This is a genomic window from Streptomyces sp. NPDC030021 (genome assembly GCF_055574035.1).
In genome coordinates, this window is record NZ_JBVIAH010000008.1 from 58,740 (window position 1) to 84,437 (window position 25,698).

At 71.4% G+C, this 25,698-nt stretch carries 22 protein-coding genes and 1 pseudogene; 7 read left to right on the forward strand and 16 right to left on the reverse strand.

Going from position 1 to position 25,698, the window contains the following annotated elements:
- Window positions 1–123 precede the first annotated feature (123 nt).
- Window positions 124–1,098, reverse strand: coding sequence for a LysR family transcriptional regulator (locus tag ACZ4YL_RS17475; protein WP_468117728.1), 975 nt, complete (start codon window positions 1,096–1,098; stop codon window positions 124–126).
- Window positions 1,099–1,160: 62 nt separating this feature from the next.
- Between ACZ4YL_RS17475 and ACZ4YL_RS17480 the strand changes: the two genes are divergently transcribed.
- On the forward strand, window positions 1,161–2,444 hold the full coding sequence (locus ACZ4YL_RS17480; protein WP_468117369.1) for an MFS transporter: 1,284 nt from the start codon (window positions 1,161–1,163) through the stop codon (window positions 2,442–2,444).
- Window positions 2,445–2,533: 89 nt separating this feature from the next.
- Entirely contained in the window at window positions 2,534–3,232 is a 699-nt protein-coding gene (locus ACZ4YL_RS17485) for a L,D-transpeptidase family protein (protein WP_468117371.1), read from the forward strand.
- 193 nt (window positions 3,233–3,425) lie between these two features.
- On the opposite strand, the gene ACZ4YL_RS17490 is transcribed toward ACZ4YL_RS17485, so the two are convergent.
- Entirely contained in the window at window positions 3,426–4,655 is a 1,230-nt protein-coding gene (locus tag ACZ4YL_RS17490; RefSeq protein WP_468117372.1) for an MFS transporter, read from the reverse strand.
- Between the two features lie 293 nt (window positions 4,656–4,948).
- Here ACZ4YL_RS17490 and ACZ4YL_RS17495 point away from each other — a divergent pair, with 293 nt between their 5' ends.
- Window positions 4,949–5,947, forward strand: coding sequence for a sigma-70 family RNA polymerase sigma factor (locus ACZ4YL_RS17495; RefSeq protein WP_468117374.1), 999 nt, complete (start codon window positions 4,949–4,951; stop codon window positions 5,945–5,947).
- Here ACZ4YL_RS17495 and ACZ4YL_RS17500 read toward each other — a convergent pair.
- The 7 genes from ACZ4YL_RS17500 to ACZ4YL_RS17530 all read right to left on the reverse strand — a co-directional run bounded on the left by ACZ4YL_RS17500 (window position 5,843) and on the right by ACZ4YL_RS17530 (window position 13,512).
- The gene (locus ACZ4YL_RS17500) at window positions 5,843–6,181 is read right to left on the reverse strand and encodes an STAS domain-containing protein (protein WP_468117376.1); all 339 of its coding nucleotides are present in this window, start codon (window positions 6,179–6,181) and stop codon (window positions 5,843–5,845) included. The genes ACZ4YL_RS17495 and ACZ4YL_RS17500 overlap by 105 nt on opposite strands.
- A 313-nt stretch (window positions 6,182–6,494) precedes the next feature.
- The gene (locus ACZ4YL_RS17505) at window positions 6,495–7,772 is read right to left on the reverse strand and encodes a thymidine phosphorylase (protein WP_468117378.1); all 1,278 of its coding nucleotides are present in this window, start codon (window positions 7,770–7,772) and stop codon (window positions 6,495–6,497) included.
- A gap of 103 nt (window positions 7,773–7,875) precedes the next feature.
- Window positions 7,876–8,274, reverse strand: coding sequence for a cytidine deaminase (locus tag ACZ4YL_RS17510; RefSeq protein WP_468117380.1), 399 nt, complete (start codon window positions 8,272–8,274; stop codon window positions 7,876–7,878).
- The gene (locus tag ACZ4YL_RS17515) at window positions 8,271–9,560 is read right to left on the reverse strand and encodes an ABC transporter permease (protein ID WP_266380919.1); all 1,290 of its coding nucleotides are present in this window, start codon (window positions 9,558–9,560) and stop codon (window positions 8,271–8,273) included. Before ACZ4YL_RS17515 ends, ACZ4YL_RS17510 begins: the two co-directional genes overlap by 4 nt.
- A complete protein-coding gene (locus ACZ4YL_RS17520) occupies window positions 9,557–10,669 on the reverse strand; it encodes an ABC transporter permease (protein WP_468117382.1) in 1,113 nt (370 codons plus the stop codon). The genes ACZ4YL_RS17515 and ACZ4YL_RS17520 overlap by 4 nt, the downstream gene beginning before the upstream one ends.
- Entirely contained in the window at window positions 10,666–12,249 is a 1,584-nt protein-coding gene (locus tag ACZ4YL_RS17525) for an ABC transporter ATP-binding protein (protein WP_468117730.1), read from the reverse strand. The genes ACZ4YL_RS17520 and ACZ4YL_RS17525 overlap by 4 nt, the downstream gene beginning before the upstream one ends.
- Before the next feature lie 222 nt (window positions 12,250–12,471).
- Window positions 12,472–13,512, reverse strand: a complete 1,041-nt coding sequence (locus tag ACZ4YL_RS17530; RefSeq protein ID WP_468117384.1) for a BMP family lipoprotein — start codon at window positions 13,510–13,512, stop codon at window positions 12,472–12,474.
- 652 nt (window positions 13,513–14,164) lie between these two features.
- On the opposite strand from ACZ4YL_RS17530, the gene ACZ4YL_RS17535 reads away from it, so the two are divergent.
- The gene (locus tag ACZ4YL_RS17535) at window positions 14,165–14,593 is read left to right on the forward strand and encodes a hypothetical protein (RefSeq protein WP_468117386.1); all 429 of its coding nucleotides are present in this window, start codon (window positions 14,165–14,167) and stop codon (window positions 14,591–14,593) included.
- A gap of 33 nt (window positions 14,594–14,626) precedes the next feature.
- Window positions 14,627–14,956: a hypothetical protein gene (locus tag ACZ4YL_RS17540; RefSeq protein ID WP_266380931.1), complete on the forward strand. Its 330-nt coding sequence runs from the start codon at window positions 14,627–14,629 to the stop codon at window positions 14,954–14,956.
- A 117-nt stretch (window positions 14,957–15,073) separates the two neighbouring features.
- Here ACZ4YL_RS17540 and ACZ4YL_RS17545 read toward each other — a convergent pair whose 3' ends face one another.
- From ACZ4YL_RS17545 to ACZ4YL_RS17565, 5 genes and pseudogenes are all read right to left on the reverse strand, one after another.
- Window positions 15,074–16,324, reverse strand: coding sequence for an amidohydrolase (locus tag ACZ4YL_RS17545; RefSeq protein WP_468117731.1), 1,251 nt, complete (start codon window positions 16,322–16,324; stop codon window positions 15,074–15,076).
- A gap of 137 nt (window positions 16,325–16,461) precedes the next feature.
- Entirely contained in the window at window positions 16,462–17,634 is a 1,173-nt protein-coding gene (locus ACZ4YL_RS17550; protein ID WP_468117388.1) for a hypothetical protein, read from the reverse strand.
- A gap of 182 nt (window positions 17,635–17,816) precedes the next feature.
- Window positions 17,817–18,725 carry an N-acetylneuraminate synthase family protein gene (locus ACZ4YL_RS17555; protein WP_030016887.1) on the reverse strand — a complete coding sequence of 303 codons (909 nt, stop codon included), beginning with the start codon at window positions 18,723–18,725 and terminating at the stop codon, window positions 17,817–17,819.
- A gap of 423 nt (window positions 18,726–19,148) precedes the next feature.
- A pseudogene (locus ACZ4YL_RS17560) lies at window positions 19,149–19,520 on the reverse strand (acylneuraminate cytidylyltransferase family protein); the annotation flags it as partial.
- On the reverse strand, window positions 19,517–20,896 hold the full coding sequence (locus ACZ4YL_RS17565) for a DUF6716 putative glycosyltransferase (protein WP_468117390.1): 1,380 nt from the start codon (window positions 20,894–20,896) through the stop codon (window positions 19,517–19,519). The pseudogene ACZ4YL_RS17560 and the gene ACZ4YL_RS17565, both read right to left, overlap by 4 nt.
- A gap of 176 nt (window positions 20,897–21,072) precedes the next feature.
- On the opposite strand from ACZ4YL_RS17565, the gene ACZ4YL_RS17570 reads away from it, so the two are divergent.
- A complete protein-coding gene (locus ACZ4YL_RS17570; RefSeq protein WP_468117392.1) occupies window positions 21,073–22,056 on the forward strand; it encodes a glycosyltransferase family 2 protein in 984 nt (327 codons plus the stop codon).
- A complete protein-coding gene (locus ACZ4YL_RS17575) occupies window positions 22,056–23,402 on the forward strand; it encodes a polysialyltransferase family glycosyltransferase (RefSeq protein ID WP_468117394.1) in 1,347 nt (448 codons plus the stop codon). The genes ACZ4YL_RS17570 and ACZ4YL_RS17575 overlap by 1 nt, the downstream gene beginning before the upstream one ends.
- Here the strand turns inward: ACZ4YL_RS17575 and leuE are convergent.
- Window positions 23,395–24,045 carry a leucine efflux protein LeuE gene (leuE, locus tag ACZ4YL_RS17580; RefSeq protein WP_189733146.1) on the reverse strand — a complete coding sequence of 217 codons (651 nt, stop codon included), beginning with the start codon at window positions 24,043–24,045 and terminating at the stop codon, window positions 23,395–23,397. The genes ACZ4YL_RS17575 and leuE overlap by 8 nt on opposite strands.
- 45 nt (window positions 24,046–24,090) lie before the next feature.
- Window positions 24,091–25,671, reverse strand: coding sequence for an acyl-CoA mutase large subunit family protein (locus ACZ4YL_RS17585; protein ID WP_468117395.1), 1,581 nt, complete (start codon window positions 25,669–25,671; stop codon window positions 24,091–24,093).
- Window positions 25,672–25,698 lie beyond the last annotated feature (27 nt).

The following is a 25,698-nucleotide window of genomic DNA, read 5'->3' on the forward strand; positions in this document are numbered from 1 at the left end:
TTGAGGCGCGGGGTCTGGGGCGGAGCCCCAGGAAACCCGGCTCCGCCGGGCACCCGGCTCCGCCCGGACCCGCGCCTCAAACGCCGGCGAGGCTGAATGCGGCCCGGGCGGGTGGTGGCCCGGTTAGGGCAGGGGTTCCAGTTCGGGGATCAGGCGGCCGCGGCGGGAGAGCAGGAAGCGCTTGAACTCCGCCACAGGCGGGGTGTCGGGGTGGCCGTCGAGCCAGGCGAGGCCGATCTCGCGGACGGCGCGCGGGGCGGTGACCGTCAGCTCGACCACGCCGGGGCGGGCCACGGCCGGGGGCGGCAGGAGGGCCACGCCGAGGCCGGCGGCGACCAGGCCGCGCAGGGTCTCGGCCTCCTCGCCCTCGAAGGCGATCTTCGGGGTGAACCCGGCTTCCGCGCACAGGTCGTCGGTGATGCGGCGCATGCCGTAGCCGGGCTCCAGGGTGACGAAGGTTTCCTCGGCGGCCTCGGCGAGGCGGATGCGCTTGCGGGTCGCGAGCCGGTGGTCGTCCGGGACCACCAGCCGCAGCCGCTGTTCGTCGAGGCGCCGGGCGACCAGGTCGGGGGCGTCCGGCACGGGGGAGGTCAGGCACAGGTCGAGTTCGCCGGCCCGGAGCTTCTCCAGCATGGCCTCGCCGTAGTTCTGGACGAGGGAGAAGCGGATGCGCGGGTGGTCGGCGCGGAAGGCGCGGATGAGGCCGGGTACGGTCTCGGACCCGAGGGTGTGCAGGAAGCCGAAGGCCACCTTGCCGGCCGCCGGATCGGCGTCGTGCTGTACGGATTCGGCGGCGCGGCCGATCTCCGTGAGGGCCTGCTCGGCCGAGGCCAGGAAGGTGCGGCCGGCCGTGGTGAGGGCGACCGTACGGCCCTTGCGGGCGAACAGCGTGACGCCCAGGTCCTGTTCGAGCCGGACCATGGCGCGGGACAGGGTGGACTGCGGGACGCCCAGCTCGTGGGCGGCGCGGGTGACGTGCTCGTGGCGGGCGACGGCGACGAAATAGGCCAGCCGCGGCGCGAGCAAAGTTGTCACGGCCATGTCTTCTACGTAACGGTTCATCGACATCCACGCCTCTGAGCTGGGTTGATGCATCAGTGGATCGATTATCGCGATTCTGTGCATTGGACGCATGAAAATGACAGGCCTACCGTCGAAGCATGCCTCCCGTTCATACCGGGGCACCCGTCATCCCGGGTGCCTCCACCCCGTCGTCCCCCGCACCGCAGCCCCTCTCCCCCGGCCACCCCGGCTACCGCCGGATGAGCCTCGCGCTCTTCGCCGCCGGACTCGCGACGTTCGCCCTCCTCTACTCCACCCAGGCGCTGTTGCCCGCGATCTCCGCCGGCTTCGGGGTGACGGCGGGCCAGGCCAGCTGGACGGTGTCCGCGGCCACCGGCGCGCTCGCGCTGTTCGTCCTCCCGCTGAGCGCGCTGTCCGAGCGGTTCGGCCGGACCCGGATGATGACGTACTCGATGGTGATCGCCGTCGGCGTCGGTCTGCTGGTGCCGTTCGCGCCGAACGTGGAGTGGCTGGTGGCGCTGCGCGCCGTCCAGGGCGCGGCGATCGCCGGGATCCCGGCCTCCGCGATGGCGTACCTGGCGGAGGAGGTCAAGCCGAAGGCCCTGGTGGCCGCGATCGGCCTGTTCGTGGCGGGGAACTCCATCGGCGGGATGAGCGGTCGCCTCGTCACCGGCTGGGCGGCGCAGCTGTGGGGCTGGCGGGCGGGCCTGCTGGCCGTCGCCCTGATGGCGCTGGCGTGCGCGGTGGCCTTCCTGGTGCTGCTGCCGCGGGCCCGGTTCTTCCGCCCGGCGTCGCTGAACCCGCGCGCGGTGGGCCGTACCGTCGCCGGTCATCTGCGCGATCCGCTGCTGCTGCGCCTGTACGGGATCGGCGCGCTGTTCATGACGGTCTTCGGCGCGGTCTACACCGTGATCGGCTACCGCCTGGTGGACGAGCCGTTCTCGCTCGGGCAGGGCGTGGTCGGGTCGATCTTCCTGATCTACCTGGTCGGCACGGTCTCCTCGGCCGCCGCCGGCAAGCTGGTGGCCCGCACCGGGCGGCGGGGCGCCCTGTACCTGGCCGTGACGACCACGGCGCTCGGGCTGCTGCTGTCGCTGTCCGACTCCCTGGCGCTGATCGTGCTCGGGCTGGTCCTGATCACCGCGGGCTTCTTCGCGGGGCACGCGGTGGCCTCGGCCGCGGTGAGCCGGACGGCGAAGACCGGCCGGGCGCAGGCCTCGGCGCTCTACCAGTCGGCGTACTACCTCGGCTCCAGCGCGGGCGGCACCCTGGGCGCCCTGGCCTACCACGGGGCCGGATGGGCGGCCACGGTCGGCATCGCGCTGCTGGCGGTGCTCGGCGTCGTGTCGATCACCCTGTACGGATCCCACGCGGCGCGCGCGGAGCGGCGGATGCCGGCGTCGGCCATGGGCGCACGCTGACGAAAACTACGCTCCCGCCGTAGGCAACCCCTGCTTGTTTTCCGGGCATTCAACACGGAGGACGTGCTGTGCGAGCAGGGGAGGACCTGATGCGTACGAGGTTCGGGGCGCGGGCGGCGGTGCTGGGCGGGGCGGTCGCGCTCGCGCTGCCGGTGGTGGTCACGGGAGGTGGGGCGGCGCAGGCCGCCGCCTCCTGCAACCTCACCACCGGGCCGTACCAGCGGCAGGTCGAGCAGTTCCTCGGCCGGCCGGTGGACGGGAAGCAGTCGGCGGCCGACTGCACGGCGATCCGGTCCTTCCAGGCGAGCCACGGGATCACCCCGACCCAGGGCTACGCCGGGCCGCTGACCTGGCAGACGATGAGCACGATGCTGGCCCAGCGGGCGGCCGGCAGCACCCCGAACAAGGCGGGTGACTGCCCGGTGAACCGGGGGCGGATCGCCTGCGTCGACCTGACGCGGCAGCTCAGCTGGATCCAGGACGGCGCCACGCTGAAGTACGGGCCCGTCCCGGTCCGCACGGGCAAGGACGGCACGGAGACGCGCACCGGCCTGAAGAAGATCTACTACCGGAACATCGACCACTGGTCGACGCTCTACAACGTCTCGATGCCGTACGCGCAGTTCTTCGACGGCGGCATCGCCTTCCACTCGACCACCAAGAGCATGTGGAACCCGCCCGGTTCGGGCGGCTGCGTGAACATGCGCTCCGCCGACGCCAAGGCGTACTGGAACCTGCTGGGACAGGGCGAGGACGTCTACGTGTACGGGCGCAAGCCCGGCACCTAGGCCCTGGCGTCAAAGTCTCGTCGGGCCCGCGAAGCCCGGCACCGCACCTCGCTGCGTTGTCGGGGCGCCCGAGTACGTCCAGTACACGGGCGCCCCTCCGCCTTGCGATGCTTCCCCTAGGCCCTGCGGGCCTGGGGAGACCCCATGGCACCGGACGCCGCGGGCCTGACCGACGCCACTTTGACGACAGGACCTAGGACCGGGCGGCGGGCTCGGCTGGCGCGGACGAGGGTGCGGGCGCGGCGCTCAGGCGGTCCAACCGGCGCAGGGCGAAGCGGCGTTGGACCAGGGACAGGCCCGCCACCCCGGCCCCGAGGGCCAGCCAGCCGGCCGGGCCGGCCGCCATCACCGCGCCGGTGAGCAGCAGCGGGCCCGCGGACTTCTGGACGGACTGGGCCATGCCGGCCACGCCGAGGTACGAGGCGCGCGCCTCCTGCGGTGCGAGGGAGACCGCCAGTTCCCAGGAGCTCACCGAGCGCATCAGCTCCGCCGCGGTGGCCAGCACGGCCGCGGCGAGCAGGGCCGCCGAGGCGGCCCAGGCCCCGCCCGCGGGGGCGGTGGCCAGGAAGAGGCAGCAGGCGAGCGTCGTCACGCCGTACAGGCCGACCGCCCCCGCCGCCTGGCGGGCGTCCCGGACCCGCGCCGACACCCGTAGCTGCAGGGCGACGACGAGCACGGTGTTGATGACCAGGAAGGCCGGGATCAGGGCGTGCGGGGCCGCGGTGTGGCCGACGAGCCACAGCGGCACGCCGACGCCGAGGATCGAGTCGTCCAGGTTCATCGGGATGTCCAGCAGGACGAACCGCAGGTAGCCGCGGTCCCGCCAGGGGCTGGGCCCGGCCACCGGAGCGTCTTGCTCCGCCCCGGGCCGTGCGACCACGAGCCCGCGGCCGTGCGGCTCCCGGGTGCGCCACACCAGGGCCGCGGCCACGAGGAACGACAGGGCGTTGGCCAGGATCAGCACCTGGTACGCGCCCCGGGTGCCGACGGCCAGTCCGATGGCGGCGAGGCCCGCGCCGAGGGCGTATCCGGCGTTCGCCGAACTGCGTGACAGCGCCTGGTAGGTGGAGCGCCGCTCGCCCGCGACCCGGGTGGCGAAGAGCATCTCCAGCGTCTTGGCCGCCCGGTCTCCCAGGTGGGTGACGGCGAACAGGAGCAGCAGCAGGCCGAAGTCGGTGACCACCAGCAGCACGCAGAGGGCCCCGAGGCGGATGAGGTGGCAGCCGATCAGCAGGGTGCGCACCTGGAAGCGGTCGGCGAGGTGGCCCGCCAGCGGCGATCCGGCGATGCCCGCCACGCCGGCCGCGCCCAGCAGCAGGCCCAGCTGCCCGGCGTCGAGGCCGACGACGAAGGTGAAGTAGAGGACGGAGGACGCGGCCCACACACCGGTACCCGCCCGGTCCAGCGCCTGGGTGAGCAGCATGATCCGCGCATCTCGGCCGCCGGGCGGCCGGCGCAGTTGCGCCAGCAGACCACCGTCCCCCTGCCGTGCCTTCCGGATCCGCCTGCCGCGCCGCATCCCAGTCCCCCGTATCGACCGCGCCCACCGTCATGTATCTCGATGTCGAGATACATGACGGAAGCCTGCCGCAGATCAATCTTGACGTCAAGAAACTTGATGACGACATATATGGGCGGTCCGGCGCTTCCGGCTGCCGTTGTCAGACCCCTCCGGTAGGTTCCGAAGGAGTGGAACGACCAGGGGGATGGACGGACATGAGCAACCTCGCCACCGATGTGGACCTCGACACCGCGATGGACCGGTACCGGGTCGAGCTCACCGGCTACTGCTACCGCATGCTCGGCTCGTCCTTCGACGCCGAGGACGCGGTGCAGGACACGTACATCCGCGCCTGGCGCAGCCACGCCACGTTCGAGGGCCGCTCCTCGCTGCGGTCGTGGCTGTACCGGATCGCCACCAACGTCTGCCTGGACCTGCTGAACGCCGGGAACAAGCGGGCCCGCCCGATGGACCTGACCGCACCGCAGCACCAGGCCTCCGCCGTGCTCAACGAGCGCCCCGAGGTGACCTGGCTGGAGCCGGTCCCGGACGGCCGGGTGCTGCCGCAGACCGCCGACCCGGCGGAGATGGCGCTGGCGAAGGAATCCGTCCGCCTGGCCTTCGTCGCGGCGCTCCAGCACCTGCCGGCGAAGCAGCGGGCGGTGCTCATCCTGCGCGAGGTGCTGGCCTGGAAGGCCGACGAGGTGGCCCAGCTCCTGGAGACCACGACGGCCTCGGTGAACAGCGCCCTCCAGCGGGCGCGGGCCACCCTGGCCGGGCAGTCGCTGCGCGACAGCGACCCCGCGGATCCGCTCGACGCGGACCAGGCGAAGCTGCTGGAGCGGTACCTCTCCGCCTTCGAGGCCTACGACATCGCGCGGCTCACCACCCTCCTGCACGAGGACGCGGTGCTCTCGATGCCGCCGTTCGACCTGTGGCTCCAGGGCCACGAGGACATCGCGGCCTGGCACCTGAACCAGGGCATCGGCTGCAAGGGCTCCCGGCTCGTCCCGACGACGGCGAACGGCCTGCCCGCCTTCGGCCAGTACCGTCCGCGCGAGGACGGTCGGCCGGGCCACACCCCGTGGGCGCTCCAGGTGCTGGAGATCTCAGACGGCAAGATCGTCGGGCTCAACGCCTTCCTGGACACCGCGCGGTGGTTCCCGCTGTTCGGCCTCCCCGAGCAGCTCGACGAGGCCTACGAGGTCCAGTAGGGCCCGCAGGGCGGGCCCGGCCCCGGTCACCCGCAGCGGCCGCCCCCGGGCGGCCAGCCGCAGCCGGGCCAGCACCTCGACGTCGGCCAGCCCGGGCGCGATCACCGCGGCGGCGTCGCAGACCACCGCGCCCGCCCCGCCGTCGTAGAGCCGGGCCAGCCGGGCGCACAGCAGCGCGGTGTCCTGCGGGGCGGCCGGTCCTGGGCCGGGCAGCACGAGTCGTCGGATCTCCACGAGAGGGTGACTCCCCCGCCCGCCGGAACTCATCGGTGCCGGGCGATCGCCTCAGGGGGTGGGGAAGACCGACGTGTCCAGCTTGAGGTCGAACGGCGCGGGCAGGTGGAAGGTCTCGCCGAACTTGCCGGCCTGGAGGCCGTCTCCTCCCAGAGGCGGACGAGGTCGTCCCAGCCGTCGCCACCCGTGGGCTCGTGCTGGACGGTGAGTGCGCTCATGGCGTACTCCTCATGCTGTTGGCACCGATCCCAGCATGCCGAACGGGACCGGTGGGGGTCCACCGGTCCCGTTCAGCCTCACGAGTGAGTACAGGTCAGGCGATGCGGTCCAGGACGATCGGCGTGGCGGAGAAGGCCGTACCCGCCGTGGCGATGTCGTACGTGCCCGCCAGGGAGGCGAGGGCGTAGTCGAACTTCTCCGGGGTGTCCGTGTGCAGGGTCATCAGCGGCTGGCCCGCCGTCACCCTGTCGCCCGGCTTCGCGTGGAGCTCGACGCCCGCGCCCGCCTGCACCGGGTCCTCCTTGCGCGCGCGGCCGGCGCCCAGGCGCCAGGCGGCGACGCCGACCCCGTACGCGTCCAGGCGGGTCAGGACGCCCGACTCGGGGGCGGTGACCACATGCTGCTCGCGGGCCACCGGGAGGGTCGCGTCCGGGTCGCCGCCCTGGGCCGCGATCATCCGGCGCCAGTGGTCCATCGCGGAGCCGTCGGCCAGGGCCTTCGCCGGGTCGGCGTCCTTGATGCCCGCGGCGTCCAGCATCTCCTTGGCCAGCGCGATGGTCAGCTCCACGACGTCCGAGGGGCCGCCGCCGGCCAGGACCTCGACCGACTCGCGGACCTCAAGGGCGTTGCCGGCGGTCAGGCCGAGCGGGGTCGACATGTCGGTGATCAGCGCGACCGTCTTCACCCCGCTGTCCTTGCCGAGGCTGACCATGGTGTGGGCCAGCTCCTGCGCGTCCGCGAGGTTCTTCATGAAGGCGCCGGTGCCGACCTTGACGTCCAGGACGAGCGAGCCGGTGCCCTCGGCGATCTTCTTCGACATGATCGAGGAGGCGATCAGCGGGATGGCCTCGACCGTGCCGGTGACGTCGCGCAGCGCGTAGAGCTTCTTGTCCGCCGGGGCCAGACCGTCGCCGGCCGCGCAGATGACCGCGCCGGTGGTGTCCAGGACGTGCAGCATCTCCTCGTTGGAGAGCAGCGCGCGCCAGCCGGGGATGGACTCCAGCTTGTCGAGGGTGCCGCCGGTGTGGCCGAGGCCGCGGCCGGACAGCTGGGGCACGGCCGCGCCGCACGCGGCGACGAGCGGGGCGAGCGGGAGGGTGATCTTGTCGCCGACACCGCCCGTGGAGTGCTTGTCGGCGGTCGGGCGGGAGAGGGAGTCGAAGTTCATACGCTCGCCGGAGGCGATCATCGCCGCGGTCCAGCGGGCGATCTCGGTCCGGTTCATGCCGTTGAGCAGGATGGCCATCGCCAGCGCCGACATCTGCTCGTCGGCCACGACACCGCGGGTGTACGCGTCGATGACCCAGTCGATCTGCTCGGGGCTCAGCTCACCGCGGTCCCGCTTGGTCCGGATGACGGAGATGACGTCCATGAGGTGCTTCCTTCTACGCGCATAGAGAGGGGGAGATGAGGGGTTCAGGAACGGAAGTGCGACGGCCCTCCGCCCCGGCAGGGGCGAAGGGCCGTCGGCACGGCTATCTCAGGTGGTCGGGCCCGAAGGCCTGCGGCAGCATCGCCGCCAGCGGGAGGACCCCGTCCGGGGTCTCCACCAGCAGCTCGTCGCCGCCGAATTCGTAGAGCAGCTGGCGGCAGCGGCCGCACGGGACGAGGATCTCGCCCTTGCCGTCCACACACGTGAAGTGTGTGAGGCGGCCGCCACCGGTGGCCTGCAGGGAGGAGACCAGCCCGCACTCGGCGCACAGGCCCAGCCCGTAGCTGGCGTTCTCGACGTTGCAGCCGGTCACGACGCGGCCGTCGTCCACCAGGGCGGCGACCCCGACCGGGAAGCCCGAGTACGGGGCGTACGCCCGGGTCATCGCTTTCCGGGCGGACGTCCGCAGGACTTCCCAGTCCACCGTCGGGTCCGAGGTCACTTACCCTCGCCCTTGCGGTAGCGCATGCCGTCGGCCTTCGGCATCCGCAGCCGCTGCGCGGACAGCGACAGCACCAGCAGGGTCACGATGTACGGGGTGGCGCTGACGAACTCGACCGGGACGCTTTCCGTGCCGAGGTACCAGATGAACACGCCGACGCCGATGACGATGGCGATCGAGGAGGTGATCCAGCGCTTCTTGTACGCCTTCCAGGCCGCGATCGCGACGAGGACCGCGAACAGCAGCAGGAGCAGCGCGTGCACAGACTGGCCGCCGCTGCGCAGCTGCAGGGCGTCGGCGAAGCCGAACAGGCCGGCGCCCATCGCGAGGCCGCCCGGCCGCCAGTTACCGAAGATCATCGCCGCGAGGCCGATGTAACCACGGCCACCGGTCTGGCCCTCGTTGTAGATGTGCGAGGTGACCAGCGACAGGTAGGCGCCGCCGAGACCGGCCAGACCGCCGGAGACGATCACCGCGATGTACTTGTACTTGTACACGTTGACGCCCAGCGACTCGGCCGCGATCGGGTTCTCACCGCAGGAGCGCAGCCGCAGACCGAACGCCGTCTTCCACAGCACGAAGAACGTGCCGATGACGAGTGCCACGGCGACGATCGTCAGCAGCGAGAGGTTGGTGACCAGGCCGCCGAGGATGCCCGCGACGTCCGAGACGACGAACCAGTGGTGCCCCTCGATGTCGGCCAGCCAGTCGGACAGACCCGGCACGGTGATCGAGGTGATGCTGTCGGCCGGCGGCGACTGCTTGGGGCTGCCGCCCGCGGCCGCGGCCGCACCGGTGTTGAACCACAGCTTGGCGAAGTAGGTGGTGAAACCGACGGCCAGGATGTTGATCGCGATACCGGAGATGATGTGGTCGACGCCGAAGGTGACGGTGGCGACCGCGTGCAGCAGGCCACCGAACATGCCGCCCAGGATGCCGACGAGGACGCCGAGCCAGGGGCTGGTCTGCCAGCCGGCCCAGGCACCGAAGAAGGTGCCGAGGATCATCATGCCCTCAAGGCCGATGTTGACCACACCCGCGCGTTCGGCCCACAGACCGCCGAGACCGGCCATGCCGATCGGGACGGCCAGCGAGAGAGCCGCGCTGACCTGGCCCGCCGAGGTCAGGTCCTGCGCTCCCGTGATGGCGCGCACGGCGGAGAGCGCGACGAGCGCGCCCGCGATGATCAGCAGGATCACCGGGAGGGAGAGCCGGGTGCGGCCGCCCTTGCCACCGGCCGCCTTGGGGGCGGCGGGCGGCGGGGTGGAAGTCGCCGTGGCGGTCACGCCGACACCTCCGTCTGGTCGTTGGAACGGGCCTGGGCGGCGAGCTTCTCGCCGACCTGCCGCTGCTGGCGCTTGATGCCGTAGCGGCGCACGAGTTCGTAGGCGATGACGACACAGAGGACGATGACGCCCTGCATGACGCCGACGATCTCCCGGTCGTAGTCCTGGAACTCCAGCTTCTGACCGCCGCGCTCCAGGAAGGCCCAGAGGATCGCGGCGAGCCCGATGCCGATCGGGTGGTTGCGGCCGAGCAGGGCGATGGCGATACCGGTGAAGCCGATGCCGATGGGGAAGTCGCCGCCGAACTCGTACGAGTCGTTGAGCAGCGTCGGCATGCCGATCAGACCGGCCATGGCGCCGGAGATCAGCATGGCGGTGACGACCATCTTCTTGACGTTGACACCGCTGGCGGCGGCGGCCGTGTCGGACTGGCCGACGGTGCGCAGGTCGAAGCCGAAGCGGGTGCGGGCCAGAGTGAACCAGTACGCGACACCCGCGATCAGCGCGACCACGACGAAGCCGTAGATCGGGGTCGGCGTGGTGGGGATCTCGAAGAAGTGCGAGGAGTCCGACAGCGGGGTCGTGGCGACCTTGGTGCCGGCCGCGTCCAGGTGGCCGAGGCGGCCAGGCTGGAGGAGGTAGCCGATGATCGCGGTCGCGATCATGTTCAGCATGATCGTGGAGACGACCTCGCTGACGCCCCGGGTGACCTTGAGGACACCGGCGATGCCGGCCCACATGGCGCCGACGATCATCGCGGTGAGGATGATCAGCGGGATCTGCACGATGCCCGGCAGGGTCAGCGCTCCGCCCACGGCGGCGGCGAGGAAGGCGGCGAGGCGGTACTGGCCGTCGACACCGATGTTGAACAGGTTCATGCGGAAGCCGACGGCTACCGCGATACCCGCCAGGTAGTACGTCGTCGCCTTGTTGATGATGTAGACCTGGCTGTCCGACTTCACGCCGTAGTCGAACATGATCCCGAAGGCGCTGAACGGCTCCTTGCCGGTCGCGGCCAGGACCAGGGCGGTGATCAGGAAGGCGGCGACGACCGCGAGGAGCGGCGCCGCGATACCCAGGAGCAGCCGCTCCTTGTCGATCTTCTTCATCGGGCCTCGTCCTCCGGGCCGTCGGTGCCCTCAGGGCTCTCTTCGTGCTCAAGGTGTCCGGCGGCGGCACCGGTCATAGCCGAGCCGAGCTCCTCCGGGGTGATGGTGGCCGGGTCGGCGTCCGCAACCAGTCGGCCGCGGTACATCACGCGCAGGGTGTCGGAGAGGCCGATCAGCTCGTCCAGGTCTGCGGAGATCAGCAACACCGCCAGGCCTTCGCGGCGCGCCTCGCGGATCTGGTCCCAGATCTGCGCCTGCGCGCCGACGTCCACGCCCCGGGTGGGGTGCGCGGCGATCAGCAGCTTGGGGTTGTGGCTCATCTCCCGGCCGACGATCAGCTTCTGCTGGTTGCCGCCGGAGAGCGAGGCCGCGGTGACCTCGATGCCGGGCGTGCGGACGTCGTACTCGCGCACGATCCGCTCGGTGTCCTTGCGGGCGGCCTTCAGGTCGAGGAACGGGCCCCGGGAGTTCGGCTTCTCGGTGACGTGGCCGAGGATGCGGTTCTCCCAGAGGGGGGCCTCCAGGAGCAGACCGTGCCGGTGGCGGTCCTCGGGGATGCAGCCGATGCCGTCCTCGCGACGCTTGCGGGTCGGCGCGGTGGAGATGTCATTGCCGTCGAGGGTGACGACGCCGGTGTCCGGGTGGCGCATCCCCATGACCGCGTCCACCAGCTCGGACTGACCGTTGCCCTCCACGCCCGCGATGCCGAGGACCTCGCCCTTGTGGATGGTGAAGGTGATGCCGTCAAGGACCGCGCGGACCACGCTGTCGGAGTCGACCGCGCTCAGCGACAGACCGTCGACCGTGAGCATCGGGACGTCCGTCACCGTCGACTCCCGGGTCTCCGGGGAGGGCAGCTCGGCGCCGACCATCAGCTCGGCGAGCTGCTTGGTCGTGATGTGCGCCGGGTCCGCCGTACCGACGGTCGTGCCGCGCCGGATGACGGTGATGTCGTCGGCGACCGACAGGACCTCGCCCAGCTTGTGCGAGATGAAGATGACGGTGAGGCCCTCGGCCTTGAGCTCGCGGAGGTTGCCGAAGAGTGCGTCGACCTCCTGCGGGACCAGGACCGCGGTGGGCTCGTCGAGGATCAGCGTCCGGGCTCCGCGGAACAGGACCTTGAGGATCTCCACACGCTGCCTGTCGGCCACACCGAGGTCCTCGACGAGGACGTCCGGGCGGACGCCCAGTCCGTACGCGTCCGAGATCTCCTTGATCTTGGCGCGGGCCTTGTCGCCGATGCCGTACAGCTTCTCGGAGCCGAGGACGACGTTTTCGAGGACGGTGAGGTAGTCCGCGAGCATGAAGTGCTGGTGCACCATGCCGACGCCGCGGTCGATGGCGTCGCCGGGGTCGTTGAAGACCACCTGCTCGCCGTCGACCGTGATGGTCCCCTCGTCCGGCTTCTGCATGCCGTAGAGGATCTTCATCAGGGTCGACTTGCCCGCGCCGTTCTCGCCCACGAGGGCGTGCACGGTGCCGCGGCGCACGGTGATGTCGATGTCGTGGTTGGCCACGACTCCGGGGAAACGCTTGGTGATGCCGCGGAGTTCTACGGCGTTGGGACTGGAGGCTTTGATGGCGCACTCTCCAAGGACGGGAGCGTGGGAGGACGAGGCTGGGACGGGCTCGGACGAGGCGAGGAACGGGCGGGAACGCGGGCGCTGGTGGCGAAAGCTACCGTGCGACCAGACATGCTACGCGCGTAGCATTGGCAAAAATGTTCAACTGCCCGCAGGCTTACACGGAAAGGGGCCCGGAGTGTCGGCCGAAGCCGTTCCGGGCCCCCAGTGTGACCCGTGTCAGAGGGTCGTGGCGACCTTGATCTGGCCGTCGATGATCTTCTTCTTGGCCTCGTCCAGCTGGGCCTGGATGTCCTTGAGGTGGTCACCCGTGGTCGTCAGCGAGACACCGTTCTCGGCGAGCGAGTAGGCGTGGGTGCCGGTCATCGGCTTGCCGTCCTGGACGGACTTGACGAGCTCGAAGACACCGGTGTCGACGTTCTTGACGACCGAGGTCAGGATGGAGCCGGCGTACTTGGACAGGGCCGGGTCCTTGGCCTGGTCCGAGTCGACACCGATCGCCCACGCGCCCGGCTTGGCGGCGACGGCCTCGATGGCGCCGGCGCCGGAGCCGCCCGCGGCCGCGTAGACGACGTCGATGCCCTTGTCGAGCATGCCCTTGGCGGCGGCCTTGCCCTTGTCCGGGGCGCCGAAGCCAGACATGTCCGTACCGGTGGACAGGTACTGGATCTGGACGTCGGCACCCGGCTTGGTGTCCTTGACGCCCTGCTGGAAGCCGGCGGCGAACTTCTTGATCAGGGGGATGTCCACCCCGCCGATGAAGCCGATCTGGCCGTCCTTGGACTTCAGCGCGGCAGCGACGCCGGCAAGGTAGGAGCCCTGCTCCTCGGTGAAGACGATCGAGGAGACGTTCGGCTTCTCGGAGACGGAGTCGACGAGGCCGAAGGTGGTCTTCGGGTACTTGGCCGCGGCCTTGTCGAGCGCGTCCTTGTAGGCGAAGCCGACACCGATGACGGGGTTGTAGCCGCCCTCGGCGAGGGAGACGAGACGCTGCTCGCGGTCGGCCGGGGTCTCACCGGTCTTGGCGGTGAGCTCCTTGGTCTCGACACCGAGGTCCGCCTTGGCCTTGTCCAGGCCACGCGCGGCGGAGTCGTTGAAGGAGTTGTCGCCACGGCCGCCGACGTCGTAGGCCATACCGACCTTGACCTTGCCGTCGCCGGAGCCGGAGCTCTCGGTGGACGACTCACCGCAGGCGGTGGCGGTGAGGGCGAGTGCCGCAGTCGCGATGGACGCGGAGAGAATCTTGGATACGCGGCGCAAGAGGAGGGTCCCTTCGAGACTGACCGAAAGCGCCTCTTCCGGCGCTGGTTTCGCGGCGATCGTAACGCGCGTAGATGTCAGTTAAAGGCCCGTTCATCAGTCGTTATCGGATCGTCGCGAACCGGACAGTGACCGATCAGTAACGCTCGTACGTCCAGCCCTTGCGTCCCAAGGGCTGGACTCGCCCGCACGACGGATCGTCGACGGTGTACCGAAGCGGACCGCCGCGCCGCGGCCGTCCCTCCCGCCGGCAGCCGCTCGGCAGCCGCGGAGCCCGAAGCATGCCTACCCGGCGCGCGCCGGCGCACACGCGCCAGCGGCTTCAAAACCGGTCGCAACGGGAGCTCTCGGCACACCGTCAGGCCGCATCGGACGGAACTCGAAATGCCAAGAAACAGCCATGCGCAACCTTTCATTGAACCGGCGAGCCTCGATGCGCAATGAATAGATTCAGCCAATAGGCATAATTTCGCCAACCTGTCTCAATCTCGCACTCATACGCATGACGTGATGCGCGCCACACTATGAAAAATAGATTGACCACCCCCTGCTTCCCCGTGTCAGATGACCAAACCAAGGGATCCGGATGGTCAAATCTTTACCCGAGGATCACTTCCGCCCCGCGTAACACCTGCCGGGTGGACGTGTCCTCATGCCTGCACCATCGGTTTCCTGGGAGTCGACGAAAAGCGAAAAGAGAAGCGGGGAAATGAAAAAGAAGTCGATCGTTCAGCTCGGTGCCGCCGCGCTGACCATCATGTCCGTGGGCGTCGGCTCGCCGGCTGTCGCCGCGAGCCACACGTCGGCGGCTCCGGCCGCTGTCTCCGGCGCAAAGCCGGGGGCGCAGGACGCAAACTGCAACACGTGGAAGACGAGCCGCGCACCCTGGGGCGGCTCCGCGTACTGCAGCGGCATGGCCTGGGCGGACACGTTTCGCGTGAAGCTCACGTGCATCAACTACCGCGGTCAGACGTTCACCGTCTACGGACCCAAGAAGCACACGAACGAAACCTCCAGCGCGACCTGCTCTTCCGACCCCAACGTCGGCGTCCTGAGCGTGGCCGTCGAGGAATCCGCCTAAGACTTTCGTACGACCAAAATCGGGGAGAAAAACATGCACAAGGCTAAGATCGCCAGCCTCATTGGAATCGGAATGGCGGCCACGTCGCTCATTACCGCACCCTCCGCATCCGCAGCCACCAATGGCGCCGAAGCCATTAGCTGCGAGACATGGCAGTCCGGCAACACGGGTTACGCCAAATGCACCGGCCTGTGGCCCTTCATCGACCGCTTCCGCGTCAAGGTGACCTGTATCGACTCCCACGGCACCCAGGCCGTCATCAAGGGCAGCACCAAGCAGAACGGGGAGACGTCGTCCGCCACGTGCCCCGGGGCCCCGAATGCGGGCATTTACAAGCTCGGATACGAGCACTGGCGCATCTGATCCACCACTGAGCCCGCGCCTTCCCGACCGCAGTGTTCCAGCGCTGCGCACCGACAGGAAGGCGTGGGCTCACACCCACCGGAGGGGCCGGGCGATGACGGCCCGGCCCCTCTTCGGTCAACGGTCGCCGACGGGCCTCGCGCGACGTCCGTCGAGCAGCGCGGCGGCCGTGAAGAACTCCACGCCGACGCCGATCGCGGACTCGTCCACGTCGAAGTCGCCCCGGTGCAGATCACGCTTGGCGGTGTCACCGGGCGCGCGGACCCCCAGCCGTGCCATCGCACCCGGAACGTGCTCCAGGTACCAGGAGAAGTCCTCCCCGCCCAGGCTCTGCTCGGTGTCCTCGACCGACTCCGCTCCGCAGCGGACCCCCATCGCCTCCCGCAGCAGCTCGGTGCTCACCGGGTCGTTGACCACCGGGGGCACCCCGCGCACGTGGTTGATCTCGAACTTGGCCCCGTGCATGGTCGCGATCTCGTCGATCGCCGCGTGGATCATGTCCGGCGCCTCGTGCCAGGCGTTCAGGTCCAGGCAGCGCACGGTTCCCGAGAGCTCGGCGTGCATCGGGATGACGTTGCAGGCGTGCCCGGCCTCGATCCGGCCCCAGGTGACGGACATGCCCGAGCGGGCGTCCATCCGGCGGGCCAGCAGGGCCGGGGCGTCGACGGCCACCCGGGCGGCGGCCGTCACCAGGTCGGTGGTCAGGTGCGGCCGCGCGGTGTGCCCGCCGGGGCCGGAGAGGGTGACCTCCAGCCGGTCGCAGGCGGAGGTGATGGGGCCGGCCCGCAGCCCGATGCGCCCGGCGTCCACCCGGGGGTCGCAGTGCACCGCGACGATCCGCCCGACGCCGTCCAGCACCCCGGACTCGATGGCGTCGGTGGCCCCGCCCGGGAGCACCTCCTCGGCGGGCTGGAAGAGCAGCCGCACGGGGCGGGGCAGCAGCCCCTGCCGGTCGAGCTCGGCGAGGACCAGGCCGGCGCCGAGGACCACAGCGGTGTGCACGTCGTGGCCGCAGGCGTGGGCGCGGTCCGCGAAGGTCGAGCGGTACGGGACGTGCGTCTTGGCATCCGGGATGGGCAGGGCGTCGATGTCCGCGCGCAGGGCCAGCATCGGCCGGCCCCCGTCCCAGGTGCCCACGTCACAGATCAGGCCCGTGCCGGACTTCAGCACCCGTGGTCGCAGGCCGGCTTTCTCCAACCGGGCCTTGATCGCCGCGGTGGTCCGGAATTCCTGGTGTCCGAGCTCCGGGTGCATGTGCAAGTCCCGGCGGAAGGCGATCAGTTCGGTACGCAGGTGGTCCGGAAGCTTGCCGGGCAGCTCGGGCCGGTCGGACGCGGCGGGCTGGGCGGTCTGGGACTCGCGGGACATCAACTGGTTCACCCGTTGAAGGGTAGGCGCACGGACGGGTCAACTGGCCGGGGATCACGAAAAGTTCATGCCGTTAGGGGAAAGAAACCCGGCCTCTGGACGCATGACCGGATGCGCCCGGGGGTAAACTCGCGCGCTCATCCGGCCGTAGGAGCCGCCTGGGCAGGCAGTCTGCGCACATCACGGGCGGTGTCGGTGACCCCCGCGAGGAAGCTGCGGGCGCGCGGGGAGGCGGACCCGGTGAGCCAGGCGGGGTCCACATCGCATACGGCGACCGTGACACCGGTACCGGTCAGGGCGTACGGCAGCGTGTGGACGACGGTGGACGGAAAGCTGACGATCGTCCGGCCGACCGGACCGCGCCGGGCGATCAGCTCCAGCGGCAGGTCCGGGCGCACGATCTCCAGCCCCGTCGCCCGGCTCAGGGCGCGCAGCTTCTCCGGGGACTCGCGGCGGTGGGCGAAGTAGCGGGTGGCCCCGTGCTCCAGGGTCAGGGCGCGCACCGCGTCGAGATAGCGGTCCGGGTCCACCACCCCGGTCTCCACGAGCGAGGTGCCGACCAGGTCGGTGCCCCTGGTCAGCCGGGGCGGGCCGAACCGGGCGCGGGTCCAGGCGAAGTCGTTGACCCGCAGCGTCATCCCGCCGTGGGCGGTGACGGGCATCGAGCTGAACACCTCGACGCGGTTGCCGCGGTGCGCGGCCGGGGTGAAGCGGCGGCGCGCTGTCGCCGAGACGGGTGCGTACGCCAGCTCGCGGACCCGGCCGGGCAGTCCGCCGCCGCCGACCCGGTGCCACCGTACGAGGCGTTCGCCGCGGGCGGTCTGGGCCATGAACTCCATGGTGGCGGTGCCGTCGTCGACCACCACGAGCTCCTCGGCGCGCACGAGGGTGAGCAGCAGTTGGACGTAGCGCGAGAAGGGGTCGCCGACGACGACCGTACGCGCGGCGCGCACGTCGTGCGCCAGCGCGGCGAGCGCCTTCAGCGGCGCGAACCGGCTGCCGCGCGCCTCCTGCCACCGGACCTCGTGCCCCTCGTCCCGCGCCAGCGCGGCCACCCGGCGCAGCTGGCCGCGGGACATCGGGTCGGTGGGCGGCAGGACGACGATCCGCAGGGGCGACGCGGCGCCCGCCGGCCGGGGCGCGGGGCCGGGCAGGTCCCCGCCGCCGGCGCGGCGCCCCCGCTGGCGCGGGACGCCGTCCAGCTGCGGTTGCTCTCCCGGGCGCGCGTACGCCCACTCCAGCACGTTCAGGAGCTGGACCGGACTCTCGACGAACGCCAGGGTGGAGGCGGAGGGGCTGGAGGGGGTCACCACGTGCTCCTTGTCGGGGGACGGAACGCGTACGCGCCGGGCTTAAGGGGGTGTCTTGTCGATCAGGGCGGATCAGGGAGCGGGGTCCGGTGCCGTGTATCGCAAGGCGACCGAGGACAACGCGGCGAGGCGCGGCACCGGACCCCGCGAGCCCGCCCTGATCGGCAAGACACCCCCTGGGGTCAGACGGCTGCCAGCTCGCCCCGGACGCGGCGGAGCTTCTTCATGGGGCCGAGCTCGGACTCGTAGACGCGCTTGACGCCGTCGCCGAGGGCGGTCTCGATGGTGCGGATGTCGCGGACCAGACGGGTGAGGCCGCCGGGCTCGACGGAGGCGGCCTGGTCGGAGCCCCACATCGCGCGGTCGAGGGTGATGTGGCGCTCGACGAAGGTGGCGCCGAGCGCGACGGCGGCGAGGGTGGTCTGCAGGCCCGTCTCGTGGCCGGAGTAGCCGATCGGGACGTTCGGGTACTCCTCCCGGAGGGTGTTGATCACCCGCAGGTTGAGCTCCTCGGCCTTGGCCGGGTACGTCGAAGTCGCGTGGCACAGCAGGATGTTGGCGCTGCCGAGCACCTCCACCGCGTGGCGGATCTGCTGCGGGGTGGACATGCCGGTGGACAGGACGACGGTGCGGCCGGTGGCGCGCAGGGCGCGCAGCAGTTCGTCGTCGGTGAGGGAGGCGGAGGCCACCTTGTGGGCGGGGACGTCGAACTTCTCCAGGAAGGCGACGGCCTCGGTGTCCCACGGGGAGGCGAACCAGTCGATGCCGCGCTTGGCGCAGTGGTCGTCGATGGCGCGGTACTCGTCCTCGCCGAACTCGACCTTGTGGCGGTAGTCGATGTAGGTCATCCGGCCCCAGGGGGTGTCGCGTTCGATGTCCCACTGGTCGCGCGGGGTGCAGATCTCCGGGGTGCGCTTCTGGAACTTCACGGCGTCGCAGCCGGCTTCGGCGGCGGCGTCGATGAGGGCGAACGCGTTGCCGAGGTCACCGTTGTGGTTGATGCCGATCTCGCCGACGACGTAGACGGGGCGGCCGGGGCCCGCGGTGCGGGAGCCGAAGGTACGCAGGCGGGAGTCGGGGGTGGTCGTCATGGCAGGAGGCGTCCTTCGGTGCGGGGGTGTACGGGGTGTGGACTGCGGGTCGGGCTGCGGGTCGGGCTGCGCGTCGCCGTCCGGGGCGGGCTGTTCGGGGTGTGCTCCGGGGCGCGGGTCGAGCAGGGGTGCGAGCAGTCGGGCGCGGGCCAGGTCGTGCGGGTCGTCGATCTCCAGGACCCGCGCGGGGTCGGTGGCGACGGGAAGGGTGCGGCCGAAGAACCGGTGCCGGGCGGTGCGGAAGCCGGCGGCGTCCATGGCGTAGGCGGCGCCCGTCTCCAGCAGGTCCTGCGGCCGGTCCTGGCGCCGGGGGCGGTACGCCGCGTCGTGGTTGACTCCGGCCGCTGAGCCGTCGGCCCCCTCCCGCCAGAGGAACCCGTGGAACGGGGCCACGGTCAGGGCCGAGTCGGCCGACCCGGAGGCGACGGCCACGGCGACCGACTCGACGTCGGAGGTGGCGAGGAAGGGGCTGGTGCACTGGACGAGGAGGACCACGTCCACGGCGAGGGAGTGCAGTTCCTCGAAGGCGGCGAGCGCGTGCAGGACGGCGGCCTCGCTGCTCGCGGTGTCGCCGGAGATCGCGGTGGGGCGGGCGATGACGTCGGCTCCGGCGGCGCGGGCGGCGGCGGCGATCGCCTCGGAGTCGGTGGAGACCACCACGTCGGTGACGGTCGGCGCGGCCCGGCAGGCCAGGACCGCGCGGGCGACGAGCGGGGTGCCGGCGACCTCGGCGAGGTTCTTGCCCGGGACTCCCTTGGAGCCGCCGCGGGCCGGGATGACGGCGAGGACCCTCACAGCTCCCCCAGCCTGCGGATCACCGGGGCCACGCGCTGCACGCCGTGCCGGTAGGCCCCGCGGGCGGCCTCGCGCAGGTGGGCGCGGAGCCTGCGGCGCAGCCGGGACTCCCCCGCGGCCGGGCGCACCGCGCCGGGCAGCGGGGTGCCGTCGGGCGCGAGGTGGTGGCGGGCGAGGATCCCGGGGAGGTATCCGGGGGCGGTGGTGCGCGTGTAGTACGGGGCGGGCGAGGGCAGCCGGGCCGCGGCGAGCAGTCCGGCGACCTTGGCCCGGGCGACGGCGTAGGCGTCAGGGCCCGGCGCGGGGTCCGTGCCCGGCGCGGGCACGGCGTCCGGTGCGGGCACGGCGTCCGGTGCGGGCACGGCGTCCGGTGCGGGCAGGACGCCCTGCGCCGCCAGCCAGACCGGATTCCCGGTCGGGAGGAGGCCGGAGTCGATCTGGTCCCAGGAGGCCAGGCAGCCGGAACCGAGGAAGTGATGGTTGCCGAGGGCCTCGCGGATGCCGAGGTCGGTGAGGATCGCCGTAGGGATGGACCGGTGCAGGGATTCCAGGGCGGCCGTGGAGGAGACGGTGACCAGCAGATCGGCGCCGTCCAGGACCTCGCCCATGTTCCCGTACACCAGGCGGCAGTTGGCGGGCAGTCCGCCGGGGAGCCGCTCCGCGAGCCGCTGGTACGGCTGCTCCTCCAGATGAGTGGTGTGCTCCCCGGGCTTGCTGCGCAGCTTGATCAGCACTTCCCGGTCGGGGTGCAGCCGGGCGTGTCCGGCGGCCCGTTCCAGCAGGTAGGCGCGGTCGGCGCGGCTGTCGGGCACGGAGGGCTGGACCGCGAAGACCACCGTGTGGGCCCGGCTCCCGGCCGGCTCGTACGGTGCCCCGCCCAGGAAGGGCAGCGCGGTCTCGGTGACGGCGGCGGCGTCCGCGCCGACGCCCTCGTACACGGCGCGGAAGCGCTGCGCGTCGTGGCGGGAGTTGGCGAGGACGAGGTCGGCGCCGTGGCGCAGCAGCAGCCCGTCGGCGAGCTTCTCGTATACGACGCCCACGTAGCCGGTGACGAATACGGGGCGCCGGGCCGGGGCGGGCCACAGGGCGCGGGCCCCGTGCAGGACGGCCTGGACGGCTCCGCCGACGAGCGCGAGGACGACCACGTCGTAGTGCTCGCGTTCGATCTCGGCGAGGAACTCGGCGCAGGTCACCTCGGACAGCCGGTCGGCGCGCACCCCCACCTCGCCGAGCTGGCGTGCGGTGGGCGTGGCCCGGCCGCGCAGCAGGAATCCGGTGAGCTGGTGGTCGGGCACGAGACGGCGGGCGGTGAGTGCGCCCCATTTCCATCGCGTATCGGAATCGGCGAGTACGGCGACGCGTTTGCGTTCTGGCACGCGGCAGAAGCTATTCCGCAAATTCGGTGATCGGCCCAACGACTGCACAACAGCGGGTTAACAACGCGTCGACTAAATGCGAAAGCGCACGGGTTAACTCGCCCGCCCCGCGCCGTTCACATGGAATCCGCATCCGGGCCACAGTGAATGACGGGCGGCGCCCTAATGTCTCGCAGGTGCCCAAGCTCTCTGTTGTCGTGCCGTTCTACAACGTGCAGACATACGCACCGGACGCCCTGAAGAGTCTCGAACTCAACGCCCGGGAGGATTTCGAGTTCCTGCTCGTCGACGACTGTTCGACGGACGGGACGCCCGGCCTGCTGGAACGGGCGGCGCGCGAGCTGCCGGGGGCGGTGCACCTCAGACACGAGCGCAACGGGGGCCTGGCCACCGCGCGCAACACCGGTCTGGACGCGGCCCGCGGCGAGTACCTGACCTTCCTGGACGGGGACGACTGGCTGGCGCCCGGCCACCTGGCCCGGACCCTGGCCGCCATAGAGGCCCTGGGCTGCGATTTCGTCCGTACCGACCATGTGCGGTGCACGGGCCGGTCGCGGAGCGTGCAGCGCGTCCCCTTCGGCCCGCAGTCGGTGGTCGCCGCGCCGCGCAGCGCGATCCTGCCCGCCGACCGGGCCACCTCGGTGGACTATCCGTACGCCTGGGCCGGGATGTACCACCGGCGGCTGCTGGACCGCGGGGTGCTGCACTTCACCGACGGGCTGCGGACCGCGGAGGACCGGCCGTGGATCTGGCGGCTGCACCGGGAGGCGGAGTCGTTCGCCGCGGTCGGGCTTCCCGGCATCTTCTACCGGCGCGGGATTTCCACCTCGTTGACGCAGACGGGGGACGAACGACAGCTCGATTTCATCCGTGCATTCGATCAAGTGCTCGCGGAGGTCATCGCCGACCGGGAATCCGATCGGCTGCTCCCGAAAGCCGTCCGAACCTATTGTGCAATTATCGCCCACCATTTCGGGTCCATCGAAAGGTTCGAGCCGGACGTGGCCAAGAAACTCCGCCTCATGAGCGCGGCCGCGCTCGGCCGCATGCCGCAGGGCGTACTGGACCAGGCCCTGGACTCGATGGACGTCGAACGCTCCACCGTGCTGCGCCGCCTGCGCACCGGCCGCCGGGCCGCCCCCTCGGGAGCGAGTGCCTGATGCCCACCCAGATCTTCCTGGCCTCCACCCTCTACGGTGCGGCCACGCTCGCGGCGGGCATCGACGCGGGCTCCTTCCCGCCCGCCGGCCGCCGCATCCTGCTGACCAGCAACCACGCCGTCACCGCCGAGGTCACCCCGGGGCTCACGGACATGCCGGGCTTCGCCGCCCTGCGCCCCCGCTTCGACGAGGTCCTCGACTGGAACCGCGTCATCGAGCCGCAGCACCCGAGCACCTGGGCTCCGCGCGCGGAGGACGTCCCGATCTGGGAGCGGCAGCTGCGCACGCTGTGGAACCTGGGCGAGGACCGGGTCGAGCTGATCGTGGAGTCCCTCCAGGTCCCGCCGGCCCAGAGCCTGTGCCGGCTCTTCCCGGGCGCGGCCGTCGACGTCTACGCCGACGGGCTCATGAGCTACGGGCCCACCCGCTTCCGCCTCGACCCGCAGCTCGGGATGCGGGTACGGCGGGTGCTCCACCTGGACCTGGTGCCCGGGCTGGAGCCCCTGCTGCTGTCGGAGTTCGGGGTGCGGGTGGAACTGGTGCCGACGGAGCCGTTCCTGAAGGTCCTCGCGGAGCTCGCCGAGGCCACCCCGGACGGGGCGGCCGAGCCCGCCGGTCCCCCGGCCCTCCTGCTGGGCCAGTACCTCTCCGCGCTCGACCTGATGACCCTGGCCGAGGAGGAGGAGCTGCACGTGTCGATGGTCCGGGGCGCGTACGCCCTGGGCCACCGGGAGCTGGTCTTCAAACCGCACCCCGGCGCTCCGGCCGCGTACTGGCGCCGGGCCGAGGAGGAGGCCGAGCGGCTGGGCGCCCGGCTGACCGTGATCGCCGCCCCGGTCCTGGCCGAGACCCTCTACCAGCGGCTGCGCCCCGCGCTGGTCGTGGGCTGCTTCTCCACCGGGCTGCTGACCGCCGCCACGCTGTACGGGCTCCCGGTGGCCCGCACCGGCACCGACGCGGTGCTGGCCGCCCTGACCCCGTACCCGAACAGCAACCGTGTCCCGCTGGCCCTGGTGGACGCCCTGCTTCCGGACCTCGCCGACGCCGAGGCGGTCCGCACCTGGACGCCCCCGACCCCCGAGCAGGTCCGGGCGGAACCGGCCGCGCTGCTCGCCGCCGTCGGGTTCACCATGCAGCCGCAGATCCTGGCCGCGCGGCGCCCGGCGGCCGAGGCCTACCTGGCCAAGCGGCTGACCCCGCGCACCTGGCGGTACTTCACGCGCCGCCGGCTGACCACCCTGGGCCTGCCGGGCGGCATCCCGGCCCAGCTGTCGTTCCTGCCGCGCAGCCGGGCGGTGCGCCGGGCCGTGCGGCGGATGGGGTGGGTGCGCCGGGTGCTCAGCTGACGGCGAGCTTGGCCGCGAAGCCGAGGAAGAGCACGCCCGCCGCCGAGGTGGCCCCGGCCGACAGCCGCTTGCGGCGCCGGAAGGCCGCCGAGAGGCGGGTCCCGCCGAAGATCAGCATCGTCAGGTACAGGAAGCTGCCGGTCTGCAGCAGACCGCCCAGGAGCAGGAAGGACAGCGCCGGGTAGGCGTACGACGGGTCCACGAACTGCACGAAGAAGGACATCAGGAAGAGGATGGCCTTCGGGTTGAGGAGGCTGATCAGCAGCGCCCGCCGATAGGGCCGCTCGTTCTCGGCCGGGTCTGCGGGGACCGCGGCCTCCGCCTCGGCCCGCTCCGCGCGCGTGCGCCACAGCGCCCAGGCGCCCCGCATCATCCCCACGGCCAGCCACGCCAGGTAGCCGGCTCCGAGGAACTTCACCACGGTGAACACCAGCGGGCTCGCCCGCAGCAGCGCCCCGGCGCCCACGGCGGTCAGCAGCATGAGCACGGCGTCGCCGGTGAACACCCCGGCGGCGGCCTTGTACCCGGTGCGCACCCCGCGGCGGGCGGCCACGGAGAGCACGTAGAGGGAGTTCGGCCCCGGCAGCAGAATGATCAGCACCAGGCCGGCGAGATAAGTCGGAAGATCTGTCACACCCAGCATGCGCAGGAGTGTCCCACAAGGTTGCACCTGTCGCGCCAGTCTGTTTCACCAGGTGGAACCGGTGGGCTCGTACGTCCCCCACACCTCCCGCAGCGCCCCGCACACCTCCCCCACCGTGGCCCGGACGCGCAGCGCCGCCTTCATCGGGTACAGCACGTTGGCCGTCCCCGCCGCCGTCTCCTTCAGGGCCGCGAGCGCCGCCGTCACCGCCGCCCCGTCGCGCTCCGCCCGCAGCCGGGCCAGTGCCGCGCACTGCCGTGCCTCGATCGCCGGGTCCACGCGCAGCGGCTCGTACGGTTCCTCGCGCTCCAGCGCGAAGCGGTTGACCCCGACCACCACCCGCTCCCCGTTCTCGGTCTCCTGCGCGATGCGGTAGGCGTTCCGCTCGATCTCGGCCTTCTGGAACCCGGCCTCGATCGCGGCCACCGCCCCGCCCTGGTCCTCGATCCGGTTCATCAGCGCGAGCGCCGCCGCCTCCAGTTCGTCCGTCATCCGCTCCACCGCGTACGACCCGGCGAAGGGGTCCACGGTGTGCGGCACGTCCGTCTCGTGCGCGAGGACCTGCTGGGTGCGCAGCGCGAGGCGGGCGGACTTTTCGGTCGGGAGCGCGATCGCCTCGTCGAAGGAGTTGGTGTGCAGCGACTGCGTGCCGCCGAGGACGGCGGCCAGGGCCTGCACGGCCACCCGTACGAGATTGAGTTCCGGCTGCTGCGCGGTGAGCTGGACCCCGGCGGTCTGGGTGTGGAAGCGCAGCATCAGCGACTTCGGGTCCCGGGCCCCGAACTCCTCCCGCATGACGCGGGCCCAGATCCGCCGGGCCGCGCGGAACTTCGCGACCTCCTCCAGCAGGGTGGTGCGGGCGACGAAGAAGAAGGAGAGCCGGGGCGCGAATTCGTCGACCGCCATCCCGGCCGCCAGGGCGGTACGGACGTAGGCGATGCCGTCGGCGAGGGTGAAGGCCACCTCCTGCGCGGGCGAGGCGCCGGCTTCGGCCATGTGGTAGCCGGAGATGGAGATGGTGTTCCACCGGGGCATCTCGACCCGGCAGTAGCGGAAGGTGTCGGCCGTCAGCCGCAGCGAGGGGCCGGGCGGGAAGATGTACGTCCCACGCGCGATGTACTCCTTCAGTACGTCGTTCTGGACCGTCCCCGTCAGCTGCGTGCCCGGGATGCCCTGTTCCTCCGCCACCAGCTGGTAGAGCAGCAGGAGCAGCGCGGCGGGCGCGTTGATCGTCATCGAGGTGGAGACCCGGTCGAGGGGGATCCCGTCGAACAGCGTCCGCATGTCGTCGAGCGAGTCGACGGCGACGCCGACCTTGCCGACCTCGCCCTGGGCGAGGGGGGCGTCGGAGTCGTGTCCCATCTGGGTCGGCAGGTCGAAGGCGACGGACAGCCCGGTGCCGCCGCCCTCGATGAGCTGCCGGTAGCGGGCGTTGGACTCGGCGGCGGTGCCGAAGCCGGCGTACTGCCGCATCGTCCACGGCCGACCGGTGTACATCGTCGGATAAATCCCCCTTGTGTAGGGGAAGTCACCCGGCTGCCCGAGCTCGGCTGCCGGGTCCCACCCCGTCAGGTCGCCGGGCCCGTAGACGGGTTCGATGGGGATTCCGCTCTCGGTGTGTGCCATGTGACGCAGTCCTCCATGGAGCAAGCG